Source organism: Pseudomonas sp. LBUM1658, from assembly GCF_059716055.1.
In genome coordinates this window covers 3,403,977-3,425,217 of record NZ_CP166798.1, presented here as the reverse complement: position 1 = coordinate 3,425,217, position 21,241 = coordinate 3,403,977, and the positions used below count along the sequence as shown (strand labels likewise).

Annotated in this window: 18 protein-coding genes; 11 read left to right on the top strand and 7 right to left on the bottom strand. The window is 57.6% G+C overall.

The annotated features are described in order from the left end of the window. Positions 1-51: 51 nt before the first annotated feature. The 3 genes from ACA064_RS15730 to ACA064_RS15720 all read right to left on the bottom strand — a co-directional run bounded on the left by ACA064_RS15730 (position 52) and on the right by ACA064_RS15720 (position 3,467). The gene (locus tag ACA064_RS15730) at positions 52-1,326 is read right to left on the bottom strand and encodes an MFS transporter (protein ID WP_497668934.1); all 1,275 of its coding nucleotides are present in this window, start codon (positions 1,324-1,326) and stop codon (positions 52-54) included. A gap of 62 nt (positions 1,327-1,388) precedes the next feature. Next, positions 1,389-2,543: an acyl-CoA dehydrogenase family protein gene (locus ACA064_RS15725; RefSeq protein ID WP_497668933.1), complete on the bottom strand. Its 1,155-nt coding sequence runs from the start codon at positions 2,541-2,543 to the stop codon at positions 1,389-1,391. Between the two features lie 57 nt (positions 2,544-2,600). Next, positions 2,601-3,467, bottom strand: a complete 867-nt coding sequence (locus ACA064_RS15720; protein WP_497668932.1) for an IclR family transcriptional regulator — start codon at positions 3,465-3,467, stop codon at positions 2,601-2,603. A 237-nt stretch (positions 3,468-3,704) separates the two neighbouring features. Between ACA064_RS15720 and ACA064_RS15715 the strand changes: the two genes are divergently transcribed. Genes ACA064_RS15715 through ACA064_RS15690 form a run of 6 tightly spaced genes read left to right on the top strand, consistent with a single transcriptional unit; the run spans position 3,705 to position 10,285 of the window. Next, a complete protein-coding gene (locus ACA064_RS15715) occupies positions 3,705-4,490 on the top strand; it encodes an enoyl-CoA hydratase (protein WP_497668931.1) in 786 nt (261 codons plus the stop codon). 3 nt (positions 4,491-4,493) lie between these two features. Continuing rightward, positions 4,494-6,023: a 3-hydroxyacyl-CoA dehydrogenase gene (locus ACA064_RS15710; RefSeq protein ID WP_497668930.1), complete on the top strand. Its 1,530-nt coding sequence runs from the start codon at positions 4,494-4,496 to the stop codon at positions 6,021-6,023. A 24-nt stretch (positions 6,024-6,047) separates the two neighbouring features. Next, positions 6,048-7,250 carry a 3-oxoadipyl-CoA thiolase gene (locus ACA064_RS15705; protein WP_497668929.1) on the top strand — a complete coding sequence of 401 codons (1,203 nt, stop codon included), beginning with the start codon at positions 6,048-6,050 and terminating at the stop codon, positions 7,248-7,250. Positions 7,251-7,276: 26 nt separating this feature from the next. Next, a complete protein-coding gene (locus ACA064_RS15700; RefSeq protein ID WP_497668928.1) occupies positions 7,277-8,515 on the top strand; it encodes a CaiB/BaiF CoA transferase family protein in 1,239 nt (412 codons plus the stop codon). A 60-nt stretch (positions 8,516-8,575) separates the two neighbouring features. Continuing rightward, a complete protein-coding gene (locus ACA064_RS15695; protein ID WP_497668927.1) occupies positions 8,576-9,340 on the top strand; it encodes an electron transfer flavoprotein subunit beta/FixA family protein in 765 nt (254 codons plus the stop codon). After that, on the top strand, positions 9,341-10,285 hold the full coding sequence (locus tag ACA064_RS15690) for an electron transfer flavoprotein subunit alpha/FixB family protein (protein WP_497668926.1): 945 nt from the start codon (positions 9,341-9,343) through the stop codon (positions 10,283-10,285). A gap of 49 nt (positions 10,286-10,334) precedes the next feature. Here the strand turns inward: ACA064_RS15690 and ACA064_RS15685 are convergent, their stop codons facing one another. Next, positions 10,335-12,203 carry a sigma-54-dependent Fis family transcriptional regulator gene (locus tag ACA064_RS15685; protein WP_497668925.1) on the bottom strand — a complete coding sequence of 623 codons (1,869 nt, stop codon included), beginning with the start codon at positions 12,201-12,203 and terminating at the stop codon, positions 10,335-10,337. Positions 12,204-12,516: 313 nt separating this feature from the next. Here ACA064_RS15685 and ACA064_RS15680 point away from each other — a divergent pair, with 313 nt between their 5' ends. From ACA064_RS15680 to ACA064_RS15660, 5 genes are all read left to right on the top strand, one after another. Then, positions 12,517-13,317, top strand: coding sequence for an SDR family NAD(P)-dependent oxidoreductase (locus tag ACA064_RS15680; RefSeq protein ID WP_497668924.1), 801 nt, complete (start codon positions 12,517-12,519; stop codon positions 13,315-13,317). A 162-nt stretch (positions 13,318-13,479) separates the two neighbouring features. Further along, positions 13,480-15,150, top strand: a complete 1,671-nt coding sequence (locus ACA064_RS15675; RefSeq protein WP_497668923.1) for a flavin-containing monooxygenase — start codon at positions 13,480-13,482, stop codon at positions 15,148-15,150. 103 nt (positions 15,151-15,253) lie between these two features. Next, the gene (gene gabD / locus ACA064_RS15670; protein WP_497668922.1) at positions 15,254-16,702 is read left to right on the top strand and encodes an NADP-dependent succinate-semialdehyde dehydrogenase; all 1,449 of its coding nucleotides are present in this window, start codon (positions 15,254-15,256) and stop codon (positions 16,700-16,702) included. Between the two features lie 121 nt (positions 16,703-16,823). After that, positions 16,824-18,155, top strand: a complete 1,332-nt coding sequence (locus ACA064_RS15665) for a carbohydrate porin (protein WP_497668921.1) — start codon at positions 16,824-16,826, stop codon at positions 18,153-18,155. Positions 18,156-18,199: 44 nt separating this feature from the next. Continuing rightward, positions 18,200-18,982, top strand: coding sequence for a (S)-acetoin forming diacetyl reductase (locus ACA064_RS15660; protein ID WP_497668920.1), 783 nt, complete (start codon positions 18,200-18,202; stop codon positions 18,980-18,982). Between the two features lie 128 nt (positions 18,983-19,110). Here the strand turns inward: ACA064_RS15660 and gfa are convergent, their stop codons facing one another. From gfa to ACA064_RS15645, 3 genes are all read right to left on the bottom strand, one after another. Beyond that, on the bottom strand, positions 19,111-19,689 hold the full coding sequence (gfa, locus tag ACA064_RS15655) for an S-(hydroxymethyl)glutathione synthase (protein WP_497668919.1): 579 nt from the start codon (positions 19,687-19,689) through the stop codon (positions 19,111-19,113). A gap of 109 nt (positions 19,690-19,798) precedes the next feature. After that, a complete protein-coding gene (locus ACA064_RS15650; protein ID WP_497668918.1) occupies positions 19,799-20,167 on the bottom strand; it encodes an ArsR/SmtB family transcription factor in 369 nt (122 codons plus the stop codon). An 85-nt stretch (positions 20,168-20,252) separates the two neighbouring features. Further along, the gene (locus ACA064_RS15645) at positions 20,253-21,236 is read right to left on the bottom strand and encodes an LLM class flavin-dependent oxidoreductase (RefSeq protein WP_497668917.1); all 984 of its coding nucleotides are present in this window, start codon (positions 21,234-21,236) and stop codon (positions 20,253-20,255) included. Between the last annotated feature and the right edge of the window lie 5 nt (positions 21,237-21,241).

Genomic DNA, 21,241 nt, shown 5'->3' with positions numbered 1-21,241 from the left:
GAATAGCCTTGTCTCATTAGCCAACGCCAGGCCTCCAGGGATTACAAAGCACTATTGTTTTTGCGGGTCGAACTGTTTGTCCCTGATAAATAGCGCGGGAATCACGCCACAGATGAAGTAGGCCGCGCCCATGACCAGGAAACCCACACCGATCGAGCCATGAGAGGCGAGGAACCCGATAGCAGCCGGAGCAATCGCTGCGCCCAGACGCCCGATATTGTAGGCCCCGCCTACGGCAGACCCACGAAATTTGGCTTCGAAGCTTTCGGTCATGTACGTGGCGTTCACACCGTAGGGAATACCGTACAAAAAGCCAAACACCACCAGCATCCAGAGTATGTTTTCCTGGCTTTGGAAGAGCACGATGACCGGCAGGAACACCGCGGTCCCTAGAGCGCCAAAGGCGAACACAGTGCGACGCCCGATACGATCAGCCGCCAGGCCAGCAAGAATTTTGCCGAGGATCATGGCGGTGTAGGTGCCGACCATGTAGCCGGTCATGGATTTGAGATTCATGCCCAGTTCGCTTTCCAGGTACGTCGGCATCCAGTTGTTCACACCGTAGTAACCGAACTGTAGAAAGCCTGCAGTCAGGGCCCAGAAGATAAACATCCGACTAGCTTGCGGATCACTGAAGATCAGCTTGTACATGCTTTCGCGCTTTTCGGAGAATGGTTTTTGGGCGCCCGTGATTTTTTTCTTGGCGCGCTCGGCCTGAGCGTTGATCCAGGCTTGTGGCTCCGGTACGAAACGTTGCATCACCACGGCCAGGATCACCGGGATAATCGCGATGTAGAACAGCCAGCGCCAGCCATGGCTCGGCAGTATCCAACCCGCCAGCAGCGTCGCAACGATATACCCCACTGACCAGCCTGCCTGCAGGGTGCCGAGTACAGTAGTGCGGTAACGGGTGGGCACGTATTCGGACATCAGCGTGTTGCAAGCCACATACAGTGCGCCGATCCCTAGCGAGGCGACGAAACGGGTGATCGCGAACTGCCAATAGCTATGCGTCAGGCCTAAGACAGCGGTGCCGACGGAAAACAGTACGATACTCCAGACGACGGTCTTCACCCGGCCGAAGCGATCGCAGGCCCAGCCACCGTAGATGCCACCGATGGCCATTCCAGCCAGGGTAAAGCTACCCAGGCTGCCGGCCTCTACGTTGCTCAGGCCGAATTCGGCCTTCAGGCTGCTGAGGCTGTAGGAAAGCAGCATCAGATCGGCACCGTCGATCAACAATCCAAGAAAACAGAAGATGAAGACCAGCACCCAGGTACTGGTTTTGGCGTGCGTAGTCACACTCGCCTGAGCTGCAGCGTCCATGGTGTTACCTTTTGTATTTATTAGGGAAGGGCACTTGAACCGGAAATTGAAAGTCCGAGGTCTCAGTTTTGAGCGTCGCGGATCATGTTTCGGGCAATGACTATCTGCTGAATCTGCGTAGTGCCTTCGTAAATGCGGAACAGGCGAACGTCCCGATAGAAGCGCTCGATGGCGTATTCGCTCACATAGCCGGCGCCACCATGAATCTGTACGCAGCGGTCGGCGACCCGTCCGCACATTTCAGTGGAGAACATCTTGGCGCAGGAGGCTTCAGTGCTGACGTTGCGTCCGTTGTCACGCTTGCGTGCGGCGTCCAGCACCATGCAGCGACTCGCATAGATTTCAGCCTTGCTGTCGGCGAGCATGGCTTGGATCAGTTGAAACTCGGCGATCGGTTTGCCGAACTGTTTGCGCTCCAACGCGTAACGCAAGGCATCGTCGAGCATCCGCTCAGCGGCGCCAACACTCAACGCCGCAATATGCAGGCGACCCTTGTCGAGAACTTTCATCGCGGTCTTGAAGCCTACGCCTTCGACACCGCCGATCAGTTGGCTGGCGGGGACCCGTGCATTCTCGAATATGACGTCGCAGGTGTGTGCACCTTTGTGGCCCATTTTGTGGTCGGGCTTACCCAGTGATACGCCGGGTGTTCCACGCTCGACAATAAACGCGCTGATGCCGGCGGCGCCTTTGATCTCGGGATTGGTTCGCGCCATGACCGTATAGATTCCGGCATGCGGGGCATTGGTGATGAATCGCTTGGTGCCATTGAGAATGTAGCTATCGCCATCGCGCACGGCGTTGGTTTTGAGCGAGGCGGCGTCTGAGCCAGCGTCGGGCTCAGTCAAGCAGAAAGAACTGAGTAGCTCGCCGCTGGCCAGCTTGGGCAGGTAGTGATGCTTCTGTTCTTCAGTGCCGTCCAGGAGGATGCCGATGGAGCCGATCCCGTTGTTGGTACCGATGTAGGAGCGAAACGCCGGTGAAGTGCGACCCAGTTCGAAGGCGATATGCACCTCTTCCTCCATCGTGACGCCCAAACCGCCAAACTCTTCCGGAAGCGTCAGGCCAAACAAGCCCATTTCCCGCATCTGCTCGACGATGTCCTGGGGGATTGCGTCTGTGTCAGCCACCTCATTTTCACGGGGAATCAGCACTTCGCTGACGAACTGACGAAGGGAATCCAACAGTATCTGCAGGGTTTCGGTATCACGGATCATGTGCGCTCCTGAGGCTCGCGAGCGAGCCGTTTTTTAGAGCGCCGTTACTCCGTTGCGTCAGCGAGCAGCGGCGCCAATGTTGTTGACCATATTGATCAGGCGAGGCCCGATATCGTCCACGAGCTGTTCACGGGGTAGCTGAAAGCTCGGTCCACCGCAGTTGAAGGTCAGTAACCCGTACTGCGGGTGTAGCAATGGCACTGCAACGGAGTTGACGTCGCGGTGCCACTCACCGATCGATAGGCAGAAGCCGTAGTCGGCGTAATCCCTGAACGCTTTGTCCAGACCCTTGCGGATGGCTGGCCATTGCTCTGATTCGCGCTGGCGAATGTGGTCGAGCAAAAATTCCCGCTCTGTTTCCGGCATCGCAGCAAGGCACGCCCGACCCACCGAACTCTGTGCCAGTGGCAAGTAGCTGCCGATTTGCCGGCGCATGGTCATGTTGCCCTGACCCTGAACCACATCCAGGTACACCATCTGAAGTCGATCGCGGGCGGCCATGGCGACGGCCGCCTGAGTGTGAGTGGCCAACTCTTCCATCAAGGGATGAGCCACCGTGCGAATCGCCAGATTCGACAACATGGCGTAACCGAAACCCAACACACCTACGTCCAGTTGATACTTGCCTGAATGCACTTCACGTTTGAGGCAGCCCAGCCGCATCAGCGTATTGGTCAGACGCGTCACCGTCGGTTTGGGCAGCCCGGTCATTCGCGCCAGGTCCTGATTGCCGAGCACGTTGTCGCGCGGGGTGAAACACCTCATCAGCTCAAGACCGCGTGCCAACGCAGTTACGAACTGGCCACTGCTTTCGTCTTCGCTCAGCGCGCTGGCGGGATCCAGCATGCCCATCTTCAGTAAGCCGATTTCATCCGCTCCTTTCGACTTGTCCACGGCCTGGTGATCTGCCTTGTTGCGACCCATGGTAGAACCTCGCTTTCGAGAAATGCAAGAAAATAAAATACAGTTTCGCTTGACGAAATTGTATTAGGTGCTTAATCAAAAACCAATCTATTTATTTTAGTTGTGTAAGTCACTGTAATTAAAGGACTAAAACAGATTTATTGGCTTTCCTGTTTACAGAAATTTAGAAGGGTATCTATGATGTATCGTAATAACGGTATTCAGTTTCGTATAGCGAAACAAAAATAAGAGGTAGGTATGGACTCCCAGCTTAACGCTGTAGTGGCTCTGCAAATCCGCGATGATGCCGTCGCTGTCGTACGGATCCAGCGGCCTGAGGTCAAAAACGCACTCAACAGCGCGGTACGCGAACAGTTGGCGGGAATCTTTCGCTCTCTGGCCGGCAATGAGCAGGTGCGTGCGATCGTCCTCACCGGTGGTGAACAGTGCTTTGTCGCCGGTGCCGACATCCGCGAGTTCGCCGAGGCCAGCCCGATCGAGATGTATCGCCGCCACACGGAGTACTTGTGGGAGGCCATCGCTCGTTGCCCTAAACCTGTGATCGCCGCGGTGAATGGTTTTGCCTTGGGGGGCGGCTGCGAATTGGCGATGCACTGCGACATTATCGTCGCAGGACAATCGGCACGCTTCGGTCAGCCGGAGGTCAAGCTTGGCCTGATGCCGGGCGCCGGCGGCACCCAACGCCTGATTCGTGCCGTCGGCAAATTCCAGGCAATGCGTATCGCGCTGACGGGCTGTCTGGTAGCGGCCCCCGAAGCGCTTGCCATGGGCATGGTCAGCGAGGTGGTGAGTGACGAACGTACAGTGCCGCGAGCACTTGAACTGGCTGCTGAAATAGCCGCCTTGCCGCCACTGGCTGTCGCGCAGATCAAGGAAGTGATGCTACTCGGTGCCGACTTGCCCCTGGACAGTGCCCTGGCGTTGGAGCGCAAGGCGTTTCAGTTGCTGTTTGATTCCAGGGACCAGAAAGAGGGCGCCACCGCCTTCCTTGAAAAACGCAAAGCCATCTTCTCGGGAGAGTGATTCATGACACGCGAGATCAACCATATGGCGGTTGTGGGGGCTGGCATCATGGGCACCGGCATTGCCCAGATTGCAGCCCAGGCCGGTATTCAGGTCCTGCTCTTCGATAACCGCGAAGGTGCCGCTCAGGCCGCTCGCGATAACCTTGAACAGACACTGGACAAGCTGGTGAGCAAAGGCAAGGTCCTCGGCGCAGACGCACAGGCCACACTCGATCGCCTGCGGGTAGCAACCGCTCTGACCGAGCTCAAGGACGTCGACCTCGTCGTCGAAGCTATTATCGAACGCCTTGATGCCAAGCAGGCTTTGCTCGCGCAACTTGAAGCGGTCGTCGGTGACGATTGCATCCTGGCAACCAATACCTCATCGCTGTCCGTGACCAGCATCGCGCGGGAATGTCGACGCCCTGAACGTGTCGCGGGGTTCCATTTCTTCAACCCGGTGCCATTGATGAAAGTCGTGGAAGTCATCGACGGCCTTGCCAGTGATCCGCAGGTGGGTGATCGCTTGCAAGCGTTGGCGGCGCGCATGGGCCATCGTGGCATTCGAGCCAAGGACACGCCAGGTTTCATCATCAACCATGTGGGGCGAGCCTACAGCACCGAAGCCTTGCAAATTCTCAAGGAGGGCGTGACTGAGCCCGCCGAAATCGACCGAATCCTGCGCGAAGGCCTGGGTTTTCGCATGGGGCCGCTGGAGCTGTTCGACCTTACAGCCCTGGATGTCTCGCACCCAGTGATCGAGTCGATCTACAACCAGTTTTACCAAGAGCCTCGATATCGCCCGGCAGCGCTGACTCGGCAGATGCTTGAGGCCGGGTACGTCGGTCGCAAGGTCGGGCGTGGCTTTTACCGATACGCCAATGGCCAAATGGTTGATGCGCCCCAGGCGCAGACTGTGCCGGTAGTGGAGACTTTACCGCCGGTGTGGCTGGGCACCGAGAACGAGACCGATCGTGTCAGCCTGACGGCTTTGCTGGAGCAACTGGGCGCGCAGGTAGAGCCGGGTGACACACCGTCCAGCGAAGCACTCTGCTTGCTGGCGCCCTATGGCCTGGATGCCACCAGCGCTGCGGAACGCTTCGCCACTGACCCGGCGCGCACGGTATGCATCGACCCGCTGCTCGACTGCGCTCGCTACCGCACGCTGATGCTGAACCCGGCAACCCGAGTCGACATGCGCAATGCCGCGCACGCTTTGCTGGCTCGAGACGGCGTCGGTGTCAGCGTGATCAACGACAGCGTCGGCTTCGTTGCCCAACGCGTGCTGGCAATGATCGTCAACCTGGCTGGCGATATCGTTCAACAGCGTATCGCCAGCGTCGAAGACCTGGATGAGGGAGTGCGCCGGGGGCTTGGTTATCCGCAGGGGCCGTTGGCCTGGGGCGACAGTGTCGGCGCCAAACGCCTGCTGACCATCCTGGAACGAATGACCGAATTGACGGGGGATCCGCGTTACCGGCCGGGTCCCTGGCTGCGCCGACGAGCGACCATCGGCCTGTCGTTGTGCCACATCGAACCGACACTGACTTGACCTTTTAACGCCAAGGATACTTCCATGCTCGACGCCTACATCTTCGCAGGGTTGCGGACTCCTTTCGGCCGTCACGGTGGTGCACTCGCACCCGTGCGACCTGATGATCTTGCTGCTCATGTGATTCGAGAACTGCTTGCGCGATATGCCATCCCTGGTGACGCCATTGAGGACGTGATTCTCGGCAATACCAACCAGGCAGGAGAAGACAGTCGCAACATTGCCCGTCACGCCGCGTTGCTCGCCGGTTTGCCGGTGACGGTGCCGGGGCAGACGGTCAATCGATTGTGTGCCAGTGGTCTGGCCGCCGTGATCGACGCAGCCCGCGCGGTGACCTGCAAGGAAGGCGAACTGTTCATCGCTGGCGGAGTGGAAAGCATGTCCCGCGCACCCTTTGTCATGGCCAAGGCTGAAACCGCCTACAGTCGTGATTTGACGGTGTTCGACAGCACTATTGGTGCGCGCTTTCCAAACCCGAAGATCGTCTCCGAATTTGGCAATGACAGCATGCCTCAGACGGGAGACAACGTGGCCCACGAGTACGGTATTGACCGAACACAGGCCGACATTTTTGCAGCAGGCTCGCAGGCGCGTTACGAAGCAGCGCGCAAGTCCGGATTCTTCGCTGACGAACTACTTGCGGTGAGCGTACCCACCGGCCGAAAGACACCGCCCAACGTAGTCGAACAGGACGAACATCCGCGCCCGCAATCGGATCTCGCGGCCCTGGCTCGCTTGCAGCCTTTGCTCGAAGGCGGCGTGGTGACTGCGGGCAACGCTTCCGGTGTTAATGATGGTGCCGCCGCACTGCTGATTGGCTCTTCTGCCGCTGGCGAACGCCATGGGCTGGTACCCATGGTGCGAATCCTGTCTGCAGCGGCCGTTGGTGTGGCGCCTCGCATCATGGGCGTGGGGCCCGTCGAGGCGATCCATAAGGCGTTGGCGCGAGCCGGACTGAGCCTAGCGGATATGGACATCATCGAAATCAACGAGGCATTCGCCAGCCAGGTTCTGGGCTGTCTCAAAGGGCTTGGCCTTGCATTTGACGATCCTCGCGTGAACCCCAATGGCGGTGCCATTGCGGTAGGGCATCCGCTGGGCGCTTCGGGTGCGCGATTGGCGCTCAGCACAGCACGGGCGTTGCAGCTAAGTGGCAAACGCTACGCAGTGGTAAGTCTATGTATCGGTGTCGGCCAAGGGCTGGCGATGGTTATCGAGCGCGTCTGAATGCGCGCAAAAAAAGGTGGTATGAAATGGGTGCTTTGACTGGATACCGCGTGCTCGACTTGAGCCGTGTGCTGGCCGGTCCTTGGTGTGGCCAGACCCTGGCCGACCTGGGAGCCGAAGTCATCAAGGTTGAACGACCAGGTGTGGGTGACGATACCCGTGGTTGGGGGCCGCCGTGGATGAAGGGCCAGAACGACGAGGCTACACACGAAGCCTCCTATTACCAATCGACCAACCGGGGCAAGTTATCGGTGGCGCTGAACCTGGCGAGCGCCGAAGGTCAGGAACTGGTGCGTGCCCTGGCCACCGATTGCGATGTGCTGATTGAAAACTACAAGGCCGGGTCGTTGGCCAAATACGGGCTGGATTATGCCTCGTTGTCCCAGCTCAATCCGCGGCTGGTGTATTGCTCGGTGACCGGTTTCGGGCAGACCGGGCCGCGGGCTGCGGAGCCGGGTTATGACTTCATCATCCAGGGGATCGGCGGGCTGATGAGCATCACGGGGGAGCGTGACGACCTGCCCGGTGGCGGGCCGCAGAAAGTTGGCGTGGCGTTCTCCGACCTGATGACCGGGCTCTACTCGACGGTCGCCATTCAGGCTGCATTGCTCAGCCGCGAGAAAAGCGGCGTGGGTCAACACATCGATATGGCGCTGCTTGACGTTCAGGTCGCTACGCTGTGCAACCAGAGCCAGAACTACCTGGCTTCCGGTAAATCTCCAGGTCGCTACGGTAACGCCCACGCCAATATCGTGCCGTATCAGGTATTTCGCGCCAGTGATCAGGACTTCGTTATCGCCTGCGGTAACGATTCCCAGTTTGTTGCGCTGTGCGAGGCTATCGGTCTAACGGACCTTCCTAAAGACCCACGCTTCGCGCGCAATGCGGACAGAGTGACCAATCGGGAGGCGATCATCGAGATTCTTACGCAACATTTCGTCAGCGCTACTGCCGATGAATGGGTGCGACGTATTCATCCGCAGGGCGTGCCGATAGGAGCGATCAACAGCATTGCCCAGGCGCTGGATGAGCCGCAAGTGAAAGCGCGCAATATGCTGGTGAACATCCCTCATCCGCTGAAGGCAGATTTCGTTACGGTGGGCAGTCCTATCAAGTTGTCAGGTACGCCGGTGGAGTACCTGCGCCCGGCTCCGATGTTGGGTGAGCATACCGATGAAGTCCTCAAGCGTCAGTTGGGGCTGGACGATGAGCGCCTTGCCGAACTGAAGGCACGCGGTGTCATCGAGCAGCTAGGCGAACGCTGATATGTATGACCTCGCATGCCACCTGAGCTGTCGGGGCAATTTTCACCATTGGAGCCTGTCATGAAAGTCCTCGTAGCCATCAAGCGGGTGGTCGACTACAACGTAAAAGTTCGCGTCAAGGCGGACAATTCCGGCGTCGACCTCGCCAACGTCAAGATGTCGATGAACCCGTTCTGCGAAATTGCCGTAGAAGAAGCCGTACGCCTGAAAGAACTCTCTATAAAAGAAGGGCGCGTTGCGACTGAAATCGTCGTCGTCTCCATCGGCCCGACCACTGCTCAAGAGCAACTGCGCACTGCGCTCGCTCTGGGTGCAGACCGCGCCATCCTCGTCGAATCCGCTGAAGATCTGACGTCCCTGGCCGTTGCCAAACTGTTGAAAGCGGTTGTCGACAAGGAGCAGCCTCATATGGTGATACTCGGCAAACAAGCCATCGACAGTGACAACAACCAGACTGGCCAGATGCTCGCTGCATTGAGCGGCTACGGTCAGGGCACGTTCGCTTCGAAAGTCGAAGTGTCCGGCGACAGCGTTGCCGTGACCCGCGAAATCGACGGCGGCGCGCAGACGGTTTCCCTGAAACTGCCGGCCATCGTCACCACCGACCTGCGTTTGAACGAGCCGCGTTATGCGTCCCTGCCAAATATCATGAAAGCCAAGAAGAAGCCTCTCGAAGTGCTTACTCCGGACGCTTTGGGCGTTTCCACCGCCTCCACCAACAAGACCGTGAAAGTCGAAGCGCCAGCTGCACGCAGCGCGGGTATCAAGGTCAAGTCGGTGGCTGAACTGGTAGAGAAACTGAAAAACGAAGCGAAGGTGATCTGAATGACAATTCTGGTGATTGCTGACTATTCAAATGACAAGCAGGACAATAAAGTCCTGGCCCCGGCCACGCTGAACACCGTGGCTGCCGCCGCCAAAATCGGCGGTGACATCCATGTTCTGGTGGCTGGCACCAATGTTGGTGCTGTAGGTGAAGCCGCGGCGAAAATCGCTGGCGTTTCCAAAGTACTGGTGGCCGACAACGCCGCCTACGCTCACCAACTGCCGGAAAACGTAGCACCGCTGGTTGCCGAGCTGGGCGCTGGTTACAGCCACATCCTGGCGGCTGCGACTTCCAACGGCAAAAACATCCTGCCGCGCGTTGCCGCTCAGCTGGACGTTGACCAGATCTCCGAGATCATCTCGGTCGAAAGCGCTGACACCTTCAAGCGTCCGATCTACGCCGGTAACGCCATCGCTACCGTGCAATCGAACGCTGCGGTCAAAGTGATCACCGTGCGTGCTACCGGTTTTGGCCCGGTAGCCGCTGTGGGTGGTTCTGCTCTTATTGAAGCGGTGGCGACTATTTATGACGCTGGAAAATCCAGCTTCGTTGGCGAAGAACTGGCCAAGTCCGATCGTCCTGAACTGACCGCTGCCAAAATCGTCGTTTCCGGCGGTCGCGGCATGCAGAACGGTGACAACTTCAAACACCTGTATGCCTTGGCTGACAAGCTGGGCGCTGCTGTCGGTGCTTCCCGCGCCGCGGTTGACGCAGGTTTTGTACCCAACGACATGCAGGTCGGTCAGACCGGCAAGATCGTTGCGCCACAGCTGTACATCGCCGTCGGTATCTCCGGCGCGATCCAGCACCTGGCCGGCATGAAAGACTCCAAAGTGATCGTTGCGATCAACAAGGACGAAGAAGCACCGATCTTCCAGGTGGCCGATTACGGCCTGGTGGCGGACTTGTTCGAGGCGGTGCCGGAACTGCAACAATTGATCTGAAACGTGAAGCGACGGGGCCAGGCGCTATGTTCATAGCGCCTGGTGTTGTTCAGTTATAGGAGCCTTTGCCTGGCATTTTGATCCCGTGCAGATTCACTTTGCGATACAGCGTCGCCCGGGAAATGCCAAGCTCCTGTGCCGCCAGCACAGGTTTCCAGCGATTGCGCACCAGCGTATCGATCAATGCCTGGCGTTCCGGGCTACCGGATACCGTTTCCAACCCCTTCACTGGCGCACTCACGCTGAGAGTGGTCGGTAAGTCCTTAACGCCAATCACCTGACTTTTACAGACGGCGCACGCGTATCGCAGCACGTGGTGCAACTGCCGCATATTGCCTGGCCAACTGTAATTCAAGAGCATTTCCAGTGCGCCCTCGCTCAGTTCGAGGGGGTCTCCCGAGCGCTGACACTCTTCATCCAGAAGTTTACTAATCAACGCCAGCTTGTCCTTGCGCTCACGCAGCGGGGGGATATCGAAGCGCGCGCCGCTCAACCGGAAGAACAGGTCCTCACGAAAGCTGCCGTTATCTACCAGGGTGGAGATATCACGGTGGCTGGCGCAAATGACCTGAATGTCGATGGACTGCGGTCGCGCACCGCCCAATGGAGCCACTTCTCCCTCGCTCAAAACCCTGAGCAAACGGGTTTGCAACATGAGCGGCATGTCCCCGATTTCATCCAGGAACAGCGTACCGCCGTCAGCTTGCTGCAGCAGACCACGCATGCCTTTGCTGGAGGCGCCGGTGAACGCGCCGGCTGCATAGCCAAACAGCTCACTCTCAATAAGATTCTCGGGTATCGCCGCACAGTTGACCGCTACGAAGGGCTTGCCCCGTCGTTTACTGGCGGCATGCAGTTGCAGAGCGAAGTGCTCTTTGCCTGCGCCGGTCTCACCATGGATCAGCACCGGCAACCCGCGGTCCTTGACGCGCACTCCCAACTCCAGCGCTTGAGCAACCTTGGGATCGAGAGCTGAAACCGCAATACCGGGCATAGGCACGCTGTTGGGTCTTCTTGGCACCTTGAGGCGCACATGCAGGCCTATCGATGGCAGGTAGTGGATGCTGTCATCGCCGGAAGTGGGCAATCGTTCGGATGCGAAGGCATCTTCAATATGGGTGGGGATTCTTCCACAGCGCTGCATCAGGAGTCGGCGTGCGGCCGGGTTGAGTGCCTCAATCATGCCATCTCGATTCCAGGCGAACAGGTACTGTGGCTGACTGTCGACATAACCGGGCAGGGGGTGCGCGCGCATCACCCACAGATCCTGGGTGCTGTACATGAAGTACGCATTCTCGATGTCAGTGGCACTCTGAATGACCATCTGCCGAATCAAATGCTGGCTTCGCCGGTCATCCGGTGAGCGGATCGAGGACACATCCAGTACCGCGAGGATCTCGCCGTTCGGCGAAAAAACGGGTGCCGCGGAGCAGGTGATGCCGATGAACGCCGCGCGAAAATGATCGTGCTTATGCACCGTGACTGGCAGTTTGTCGATCAGCACAGCGCAGACGCCGGTCGTACCTTCTTCGCTTTCCGACCAACAGGTTCCGACATCCATACCCGCGCGGCGGTATTCCCCGCGTATCGTCGACTCGATTCGGTAGTCAACCGTACAACCCAGCGTATCGGTGAGCATCACACAATAATCGGCGTCACGTACGCGGCTGTGTAGTCGCGATACTTCATCGCCGGCAAGGCGCAGAAAGTCGTCGACGCGCTCGCGGTGTTCATGGAGTTGGTGAGCCTCAAGGACCCTGGGGCCCTGCAATGAACCGGGGTCGAGTTTGTGATGCTGTACCGAGCGGCGCCAGGAATCGAGGATGACACTAGGCACCGGCAAGGTCGGGGCGTTTTCGGCAGTGCGTAACACTCGATTCACATGTTCAACGTGAATCTTTGAAAAGCCAGAGGACATGGTACCTCCGAAGGTTGGATCTTATTTTTCTGTGAGACTCATTAAAGGCGGGTTGGGCAGTCCCTACAAGCTGAATCGGTCAGTCAGTTCAGGTGAGACATAACATCTCAGTATTCGCAGCCTGGCATGAGAAGAGAGAGTCATTATGTCTTGAACCCTCCCGCTGTTTTGTCCTCTTGCTTACGTATTTAACCGCTCTGTTACGTGCCTTTCAGCCTGTTATTCCGTTGTTGGCATTCGACTTGCTCTGACAGTCTCAGCGGGCCGCATGAGACGGCCGTATCTCAACAACAATAATGAACAGAGGCATCACATGAGCGAATCCAAAGCTGTCGATTTCTCCCTTACAGGCAAAGTTGCCCTAGTGACAGGTGCTGGACGTGGTATCGGTCAGGGCATCGCGCTAAGTCTGGCCCAGGCTGGCGCTGACCTGGTGCTCGCGGATTACGACATTGGCATCGCCGAAGAGGCCGCCGCCAGCGTTCGCGCCCTGGGTCGTCGAGCTGTTGCCCTGCAAGTTGATGTCAGCAAGGCCGAAAGCGTCGCCAGCATGATTGAACAGGTCAGACAGGCATTTGGCCGTCTCGATGTGGCAGTCAACAACGCCGGTGTGGTCAGTCTCGGCAGGGTCGATGAATTACCGGTCAGCGAATGGGACCGGATCATGAACATCAACGCTCGCGGTGTATTCCTGTGCTGCCAGGCTGAACTCAAGCTAATGCGCGAGCATAAATTCGGCCGAATCATCAACCTGGCCTCGATTGCCGGCAAAGTCGGTTTCCCGGACTTGTCCCATTACAGCGCTTCCAAATTTGCCGTGATCGGCTTTACCAACGCCTTTGCCAAGGAAGTTGCCCGTGAAGGCATTACGGTCAACGCCCTATGCCCCGGTGTGGTCGGCACTGGCATGTGGCGTGGTGATGAAGGGCTGTCCGCACGCTGGGCCCAACCAGGTGAAACGGAAGTGCAGTCCTGGGAGCGGCACCAGTCCAGCCTCCTGCCTCAAGGCGAGGCGCAAACGGTAGAAGACATGGGCCAACTGGCGGTTTACCTGGCCTGTGCACCCCATGTCACCGGACAGGCGATCGCCGTCGATGGCGGCTTCTCGCTCTAGTTGAGCGAGCGGGAAAGTACTAACCCGCTCAACCCCAATTTTGATGACCACCTTCCCTTGACGCTTAGTCAAGGGAGACGGATGCGGCTTGCCTGCAGCCTTCAAAAAACGCGCTGCCGTTAGTGAAGTCTGCGGGCGCAAAGACCGAAACAGGAGAACATAATGACAACTACAGTTCTGGCCAAACGTTCCGTTGGCACCGACATCATTAACTACGACGCCGTTGTGATTGGCGCGGGCTTTGGCGGCATTTACATGCTCAAGAAGTTGCGAGATGAACTCGGTTTGAACGTTCGCGCCTTTGACAAGGCGGGCGGTATCGGCGGCACCTGGTTTTGGAATCGATACCCGGGCGCGTTATCCGATAGTGAATCTTTTGTCTATTGCTTCTCCTGGGACCGAGAGCTGTGCCAGGAGTGGGATATCACCACGCGCTACCTGACCCAACCGCAGATCCTGTCGTACCTCAACCACGCGGTTGATCGACATGACCTGCGTCGTGATATCCAGTTGGAAACCGGGATCACCTCTGCTGGGTTCGACGAGCAAAGCAGCCGCTGGCTCGTCACCGCTGACGACGGTCACCAATACAGTGCCAAGTATCTGGTCACGGCACTCGGTCTGCTCTCGGCGACTAACGTGCCGAAGATAAAAGGCCTCGACCAATTCAAGGGTCATATGTACCACACGGCCAACTGGCCTGCCGATGCCGTGCTGGAGGGCAAACGGGTGGGCGTCATCGGAACCGGCTCGACCGGTTGCCAGGTCATCACGGCCATCGCGCCAACGGTCGGCCACCTGACCGTGTTCCAACGCTCCGCGCAATACACAGTGCCAGTGGGTAACGGCCCGCTCAGCCGCGACTATGTAGATGACATCAAGCGCAACTACGACGCCATCTGGAAAGAAGTGCGCAGCTCGCGGTTGGCGTTCGGTTTCCAGGAAAGCGACATTCCAACCATGAGTGTCGACGCTGCCGAGCGAAAAGCCATCTTCCAGCGCGCCTGGGACGGTGGTGGCGGTTTTCGCTACATGTTCCAGACCTTCAATGACATCGCAACCAGCGAAGAAGCGAACCTCGCCGCCCAGGACTTTGTGCGGGGAAAAATCGCCGAAATCGTCAAAGACGCAGAAACCGCCCGCAAGTTGATGCCCCGCGACCTTTACGCAAAACGGCCGCTGTGTGACAGCGGCTACTACGCCACATTCAACCGGGACAACGTATCGCTGGTCGATGTTAAGGCCAACCCTATCGAGGAAATCACCGCCAAGGGCATTCGCACCGCGGACGGGGTGGAACACGAGCTGGATGTACTGGTCTTTGCCACCGGCTTCGATGCCGTGGATGGCAACTACAAGCGTATTGATATTCGCGGGCGCGACAATGTCTCGATAAACGATCACTGGGCCGACGGACCTTCGAGCTATATGTCGGTCGCCACCGCCAACTTCCCCAATATGTTCATGATCCTCGGTCCCAACGGTCCTTTCACCAACCTGCCGCCCACCATCGAAACCGAAGTTGAGTGGGTGTCCGAGCTGATTACCTTCATGGAAGAAAACGAGTTGGCATGCGTGGAACCCGATCCGCAAAGCGAGCATGAATGGGGCGTGACCTGCCAGGACATCGCCGATCAGACGCTGTTCGCCAAGACCGATTCGTGGATCTTCGGTGCCAACATCCCCGGCAAGAGCAACAAGGTTTACTTCTATATGGGTGGCTTGGGGGCATTCAGCGAACATCTGACAGCGGTGAAAAACGATGACTACCGGGGCTTCAAGTTCAAGGCCGTGAGTGTGGCGGACAAGCACGTGCAAAAAGCACTGCACTGATCGACAGAACGCGACTGGCAAACACGGTTGCACTCGTCTGCTGCGCCAGTGCCCAGGCGAGTGTTGAACGGGCGTAATTGCGCCGCATAACGGAGAACTTGCAGTGATATTGAACAACCCTCAGCTCTTGCGCCAACAAGCCTATATCGACGGTGAATGGCTGGCTGCCGACAACGACGCCACCATCACCGTGGTCAACCCGTCGACCCATGTCACCATCGGCCAGGTCCCACGCATGGGTAGGGCCGAGACCCGTCGTGCCATCGAAGCTGCCGAGCGCGCGCTGCCCGCCTGGCGTGAGCTTTCGGCGAAGGAGCGCGCCAACACGTTGCGCCGCTGGTACAACCTGATCATCGAGAATCAGCACGATCTGGCCCACATCATGACCTTGGAGCAGGGCAAGCCATTGCCCGAGGCGCTGGGAGAAATCACTTTCGGCGCTTCCTACATCGAGTGGTACGCGGAGGAGGCCAAGCGTGTTTACGGCGATCTGATACCGGGTGCCGTCGACAAGCGCCTACTGGTCATCAAGCAACCCGTGGGTGTGTGCGCAGCCATCACCCCATGGAACTTCCCCAGCGCGATGATCACCCGAAAAGCCGGACCCGCGTTGGCGGCCGGTTGCACCATGGTCATTAAGCCGGCCTCTCAAACTCCATTTTCGGCATTGGCGTTGGTCTACCTGGCCGAGCAGGCGGGCATCCCAAAAGGTGTACTGTCGGTGGTTACCGGCGCGGCAGCGGAGATTGCCGAAGAGCTCACAAGCAACCCGGTCGTACGCAAGATTTCCTTTACCGGTTCCACCGAAATCGGTCGCCAGATCATGGAAAAGTGTGCCCACGACATTAAGAAAGTCTCTCTGGAGTTGGGGGGTAATGCGCCTTTCATCGTCTTTGAAGATGCCGATCTCGATGCCGCGGTGCAGGGGGCGCTGGCCTCTAAGTTCCGGAACGCCGGGCAAACATGCGTCTGCGCTAACCGCTTGTATGTCCATGACAAGGTGTACGACACCTTCGTCGACAAACTCGCCACTGCGGTGGGTGCGCTGAAGATTGGTGACGGCTTTGCCGACGGGATCACTCTGGGTCCGCTGATCGATGGCAAGGCCGTTGCCAAGGTGCGCGAGCATATCGAAGACGCGTTGGCCAAAGGCGCGAAGGTCATCAAGGGTGGCGCGGTGCATGCCCTTGGCGGCAACTTCTTCGAACCTACCATCCTGATCGATGTGCCCGATCATGCTCGGGTATCCAAGGAAGAAACCTTCGGCCCGCTGGCGCCGGTCTTCCGCTTTTTTGATGACGCCGAGGTCATCGCCAAAGCCAACGACACGGAGTTCGGCCTGGCGGCGTATTTCTACACCGCGAACCTGGGCAGGGTGTTCCGCGTCGGTGAAGCCCTGGAGTACGGCATTGTCGGGGTTAACACCGGCATCATCAGCTCCGAGGCCGCGCCCTTTGGCGGTATCAAGGCGTCCGGTGTCGGCCGCGAGGGTTCCAAATACGGTCTAGAGGACTATCTCGAAATCAAGTACCTGTGCCTGGCAGGCATCTAACCAGCGCCAGATCCGCCACTGTCCGTTTTTAAATTGATCGCTTTATTCGTGACCGCAGCGGCATTGCCCTGCGGTCCAGTTAACGCTGTGTCGTAAAACATAAAAACAAGGATAAATCGACATGTACATCTCTTGGAAACTGCCGTTGGGGCTCGGGCTCCTTTCGTGCATTGCTTTACCCGTATCCGCCGCTGACCCTTCATCGCAGTGGGGATCGGGAGATTGGGGAGGGATACGCAGCGAGCTTCTGGAACAGGGCGTGGACGTCATCGTCGGGTACGTCGGCGAGGCGGCCACCAATGTCCACGGCGGCTACAACCATGACCGCACGGCACGCTACACGGCGCAGTGGGCCCTGGGTACACACCTGGATCTGCAAAAACTCCTGGGCTGGAATGACGCCGAATTCCAGTTACTGGTGACCGAGCGTAACGGCAACAACCTCTCTAACGATCGCGTTGCTGACCCACGTACAGGTCAACTCAGTTCGGTTCAGGAAGTGTGGGGGCGGGGGCAAACCTGGCGCCTGACACAGATGTGGTATCGACAAAGGTTTTTCGACGACGCACTCGACCTCAAGCTGGGACGCCTGGGGGTCAACGAAGACTTCAACAGTTTCCCTTGTGACTTCCAGAGCCTGTCGTTCTGCAGTGCACCCATCGGCAACGTCGCCGGTGATGTCTGGTACAGCGGTCCCGTTAGCCAGTGGGGAGGGCGGGTTCGTTACAACATCGATGGACAGTGGGCGGTGCAAGTCGGGGTGTACGAGCAAAACCCTTCGAACCTGGAGACCGGCAACGGCTTCAAGCTCAGCGGCAGCGGTACCAAAGGCGCACTGGTGCCAGTAGAGGTTATCTGGAAACCGATGCTGGGGAGCGAAGCGCTGCCGGGTGAATACCGTTTGGGCTACTACCACAGCAGCGCCAGCGCCAATGATGTGTATGACGATGTTAACGGCGAGCCGCAAGGGTTGACCGGCCAGGCGCCCAAGTCCCGCAGCAGCAAACATGGCGCGTGGATCATGGGCCAGCAGCAACTCACCTCCCATCGCGGCGATGCGTCACGTGGCTTGAGCGTCTTTGCCAGCGTGACCGTCCACGACAAGGCCACCAGCGGTATCGAGAGTTTTCAGAACATCGGCGCGGTCTACAAAGGCCCGTTCGATGCCCGGCCAAAAGATGACATCGGCCTGGGTGTCGCTCGGCTACTGGTCAACGATGCCGTGACCAAACGCCAGCATCAGATCAACCAAAGCACGGGCATTGACGACTACGACAACCCGCAATACGTCCCCGTTCAGCACAGCGAATACGACATAGAGCTCAACTATGGCGTTCATGTCACCGACTGGCTGACCGTGCGCCCGAACGTGCAGTACGTCCGTCACCCCGGCGGCGTTTACGAAGTGGATAACGCCTTGGTCGCAGGCGTGAAACTCCAGGCGAGTTTCTAAACCGTTGTCTAATTTCCCCATAACGATTGAGAAGGAAAAATAAAATGAGTAAATCCCAGGGAAAAGTTGCTTTTGTTACAGGTGCAGGTCAAGGCATCGGTGAGGCCATTGCGATGCGATTGGCCTCAGATGGTTTTGCGGTGGCCTGTGCTGATATGAATATTGATACCGCAAGCCGCGTTGCTGAAAGAATCAATACAGAGGGCGGGAGAGCCTTGGCGATAAAAGTTGATGTGGCCGATCGCGACAATGTCTTCAAAGCCGTGCAGGAAGCGGTGGATAGTCTGGGCGATCTCCATGTTGTTATCAATAATGCGGGTATTGCGCCTATTGCCCCAATTGAATCGATTACGCCTGAGATTTACAGGAGAACGTTCGATATCAACGTGGGTGGTGTTTTATGGGGTATACAGGCCGCTGTACATGCGTTCAAAACGCTGGGGCACGGTGGCAAAATCATCAGTGCTTCGTCGCAGGCAGGTCATGTAGGCAATCCAGACTTGGCTGTTTATGGTGGGACTAAATTTGCAGTGCGTGGCATCACCCAAACGGCGGCCAGGGAATTGGCCCACCTCGGCATTACGGTGAATGCATATTGCCCTGGCATTGTGAATACACCCATGATGCGCAAGGTCGCCCAAGATGTGGCGGACAATGCTAATCAAAGCGTTGAATGGGGGATGGAGCAGTTTGCTCAGCATATTGCGTTAAAGAGACTTTCTCAGCCGGAGGATGTTGCTGCCTGTGTTTCATTCTTGTCCGGGCCTGATTCTGACTATATGACAGGTCAGGCTGTAATTATTGATGGCGGAATGGTTTTTAACTAATTCTTAATTAGTAGCTGTGCGCTGTCAGATAAAAAACAAGCCACTGGCCGACGTCGTCAATCACTCAAGCTGATTGACGACGTCGCGTCATGGTCTGAAGCGTTGACGGTGGTTGACGGTTTCCAGTGTCACTTGGACAGAGCAATGCCCTTCAACTTGGCGACTTGCGTGGCCAGTACATCCATCAAGTCAGGGGACAGGCAGTCATAGGGTTCAAGGCCCAATGAGCGCAGACGCCCGCGGATATCCTTCATGTCTTCAGGTCGCGTCCCAGTCTCGATAATAGACGAGACGAATGCTGCGAACCCTGGAGCAGCCCAGCCGGATTGTGGAGATAGCTCGGTGTGAACAAAGTCCAGTCCGTAAAAACCGTGATCCTTGTTCTCGATACGCCCAAACAGATGGACATGGCACTCTTTGCAAGCGTGACGCTGAATAGCGGCGTGTTCGTCAACGATGACGAGTTTTTCTAAATGCGCGGTGACGGTGACTTTTTCGCGTGGAACGACCGCGATAACCGCAAGTTTCGCACCCACTGGCTTCCAGCATTTGCTGCAGCCACATGCATGGTTGTGCAGCGTCTGAGCGTCAATTTTGACTTCGACCTTATCGGCCGGGCACAGACATTGTAGCGTGCCGCCCGTAAAGCCTGGTGCGGTAGGTTTCATGCCGTTATCCAGTGAAGGATGAAGTTTTACGTCGCTCAAAGTATATCTCCAGATCGCTAGGAAACTTAGGATGACGCCTGAGGCTTGCGCCCCAGAGGCGTACTTCAGTACTTACCGATGGTGAAAGGGCGCTGTTTGCCCTGTCTTTCTATTCCGCCTCGTGGATAGCCGGTAAGCGTCGGTTTTCCAGCAAATCACTCAGGCAGCCAGTGAGGTGCTGAATAGCCGCCTCGTTACGCTTTAGGAAATGAAAAGGGCCGGTTTTGTGTACATCGACCAATACCACCTCTTTGAGCACGGCCAGGTGTTGGGAGACTGTCGATTGGGACAGACCGCAACGTTGCGTGATCTGGCCAATGCTGACCCCGAACTCAAAACCGTATGGCAACTGCGCAAAATGCTGAGTCGGCGCCTTGAGCCACTCGAGGATTTTTCGTCTCACTGGGTGTGCGATCGCGCGCATGGTCGCGTCGAAGTGGTGCGAAGTGAGTGTCGATTCCTGATCTGTATCCAGCATATGGATTATCTCGGGTCATAGTGTTCGCGGACCTCCTGTAGAGGCCAGCGAAAGAGGGACCGCTGCAACACCGTTCCAGTGGGTATCAGTCAAGCAAGTCGGCAATGGATTCGGCGGCGAGTTGATACGAGCGGCAACGTGCGTCAGGGTCGTAAATCCTCGCATCGATTATCACCTCGTCCGCTTCAGTGGTAGCGATGAATTGACGTAGCCAACGTCCCACATCGTCCGTGTTGCCAATTGCAGTGCACGACATGGCTTGATCCAGATTTTGCCGATCGTAGTTGGAGAGCCTCTCCATAAAGCCCTCTTCCGGACGCGGCAAGGCGCCTGCTTTGCCCGCGTACAAGTTGCTGACCCACTGATGGTGAGAACTCGCAAGGTAGTCGGCTTCAGCTCGAGTCGGGGCAGCGAAGACATTCGCGCCCGCGATGACATAGGGGCTCTCCAGCACTGCTGATGGCCGGAACGTGGCGCGGTAGTGGGTGATGGCTTCCATCAAAAATCGAGGTGCAAAATGCGAAGCGAATGCGTAGGGCAGGCCCAGTTTCGCGGCGAGATCAGCACTGTTCATGCTCGAACCCAATAGCCATAGTGGAACGTCATGTTTTCCAGGGATCGCGCGAACCGGCTGATTTCCATCGTCCGCTAGATAGTCGGTCAATTGTCGGATGTCTTGCGTGAAGTCACGCTCGGAGGCATCGCCGCGCAAGGCGCGGATAGCCGGTCCAGCGGATCCAGGTGCTCTGCCAATGCCTAAATCGATGCGGCCTGGAAACAAGGTGTCCAATGTCCCGAACTGCTCCGCCACCATCAAAGGTGAGTGGTTGGGTAGCATGATGCCGCCAGAACCCACTCGCAGGGTGCTGGTTGCAGCAGCCAGATGCTGGATCAACAATGTGGTAGCCGAAGAGGCAATCCCCGGCAGGTCGTGATGCTCGGCGATCCAATAGCGTTTGTAGCCGTGGGCTTCCACGTGCCGCGCCAGCGAGACTGCGTCATCGAGGGTGTGGGCGAAGGTTTTTTCTGCGCCGATCATCATGAGGTCAAGTACAGAGAGGGCTGTCATTACAG

Bases quoted from the DNA above. Each gene is read 5' to 3' on its own strand.
- ACA064_RS15700 (WP_497668928.1), top strand. From the start codon at position 7,277: ATGGGTGCTTTGACTGGATACCGCGTGCTCGACTTGAGCCGTGTGCTG.
- ACA064_RS15680 (WP_497668924.1), top strand. From the start codon at position 12,517: ATGAGCGAATCCAAAGCTGTCGATTTCTCCCTTACAGGCAAAGTTGCC.
- ACA064_RS15695 (WP_497668927.1), top strand. From the start codon at position 8,576: ATGAAAGTCCTCGTAGCCATCAAGCGGGTGGTCGACTACAACGTAAAA.
- ACA064_RS15705 (WP_497668929.1), top strand. From the start codon at position 6,048: ATGCTCGACGCCTACATCTTCGCAGGGTTGCGGACTCCTTTCGGCCGT.
- ACA064_RS15685 (WP_497668925.1), bottom strand. From the start codon at position 12,203: ATGTCCTCTGGCTTTTCAAAGATTCACGTTGAACATGTGAATCGAGTG.
- ACA064_RS15730 (WP_497668934.1), bottom strand. From the start codon at position 1,326: ATGGACGCTGCAGCTCAGGCGAGTGTGACTACGCACGCCAAAACCAGT.
- ACA064_RS15715 (WP_497668931.1), top strand. From the start codon at position 3,705: ATGGACTCCCAGCTTAACGCTGTAGTGGCTCTGCAAATCCGCGATGAT.
- ACA064_RS15650 (WP_497668918.1), bottom strand. From the start codon at position 20,167: ATGCTGGATACAGATCAGGAATCGACACTCACTTCGCACCACTTCGAC.
- ACA064_RS15690 (WP_497668926.1), top strand. From the start codon at position 9,341: ATGACAATTCTGGTGATTGCTGACTATTCAAATGACAAGCAGGACAAT.
- ACA064_RS15710 (WP_497668930.1), top strand. From the start codon at position 4,494: ATGACACGCGAGATCAACCATATGGCGGTTGTGGGGGCTGGCATCATG.
- ACA064_RS15720 (WP_497668932.1), bottom strand. From the start codon at position 3,467: ATGGGTCGCAACAAGGCAGATCACCAGGCCGTGGACAAGTCGAAAGGA.
- ACA064_RS15645 (WP_497668917.1), bottom strand. From the start codon at position 21,236: ATGACAGCCCTCTCTGTACTTGACCTCATGATGATCGGCGCAGAAAAA.
- ACA064_RS15725 (WP_497668933.1), bottom strand. From the start codon at position 2,543: ATGATCCGTGATACCGAAACCCTGCAGATACTGTTGGATTCCCTTCGT.
- ACA064_RS15665 (WP_497668921.1), top strand. From the start codon at position 16,824: ATGTACATCTCTTGGAAACTGCCGTTGGGGCTCGGGCTCCTTTCGTGC.
- ACA064_RS15675 (WP_497668923.1), top strand. From the start codon at position 13,480: ATGACAACTACAGTTCTGGCCAAACGTTCCGTTGGCACCGACATCATT.
- ACA064_RS15660 (WP_497668920.1), top strand. From the start codon at position 18,200: ATGAGTAAATCCCAGGGAAAAGTTGCTTTTGTTACAGGTGCAGGTCAA.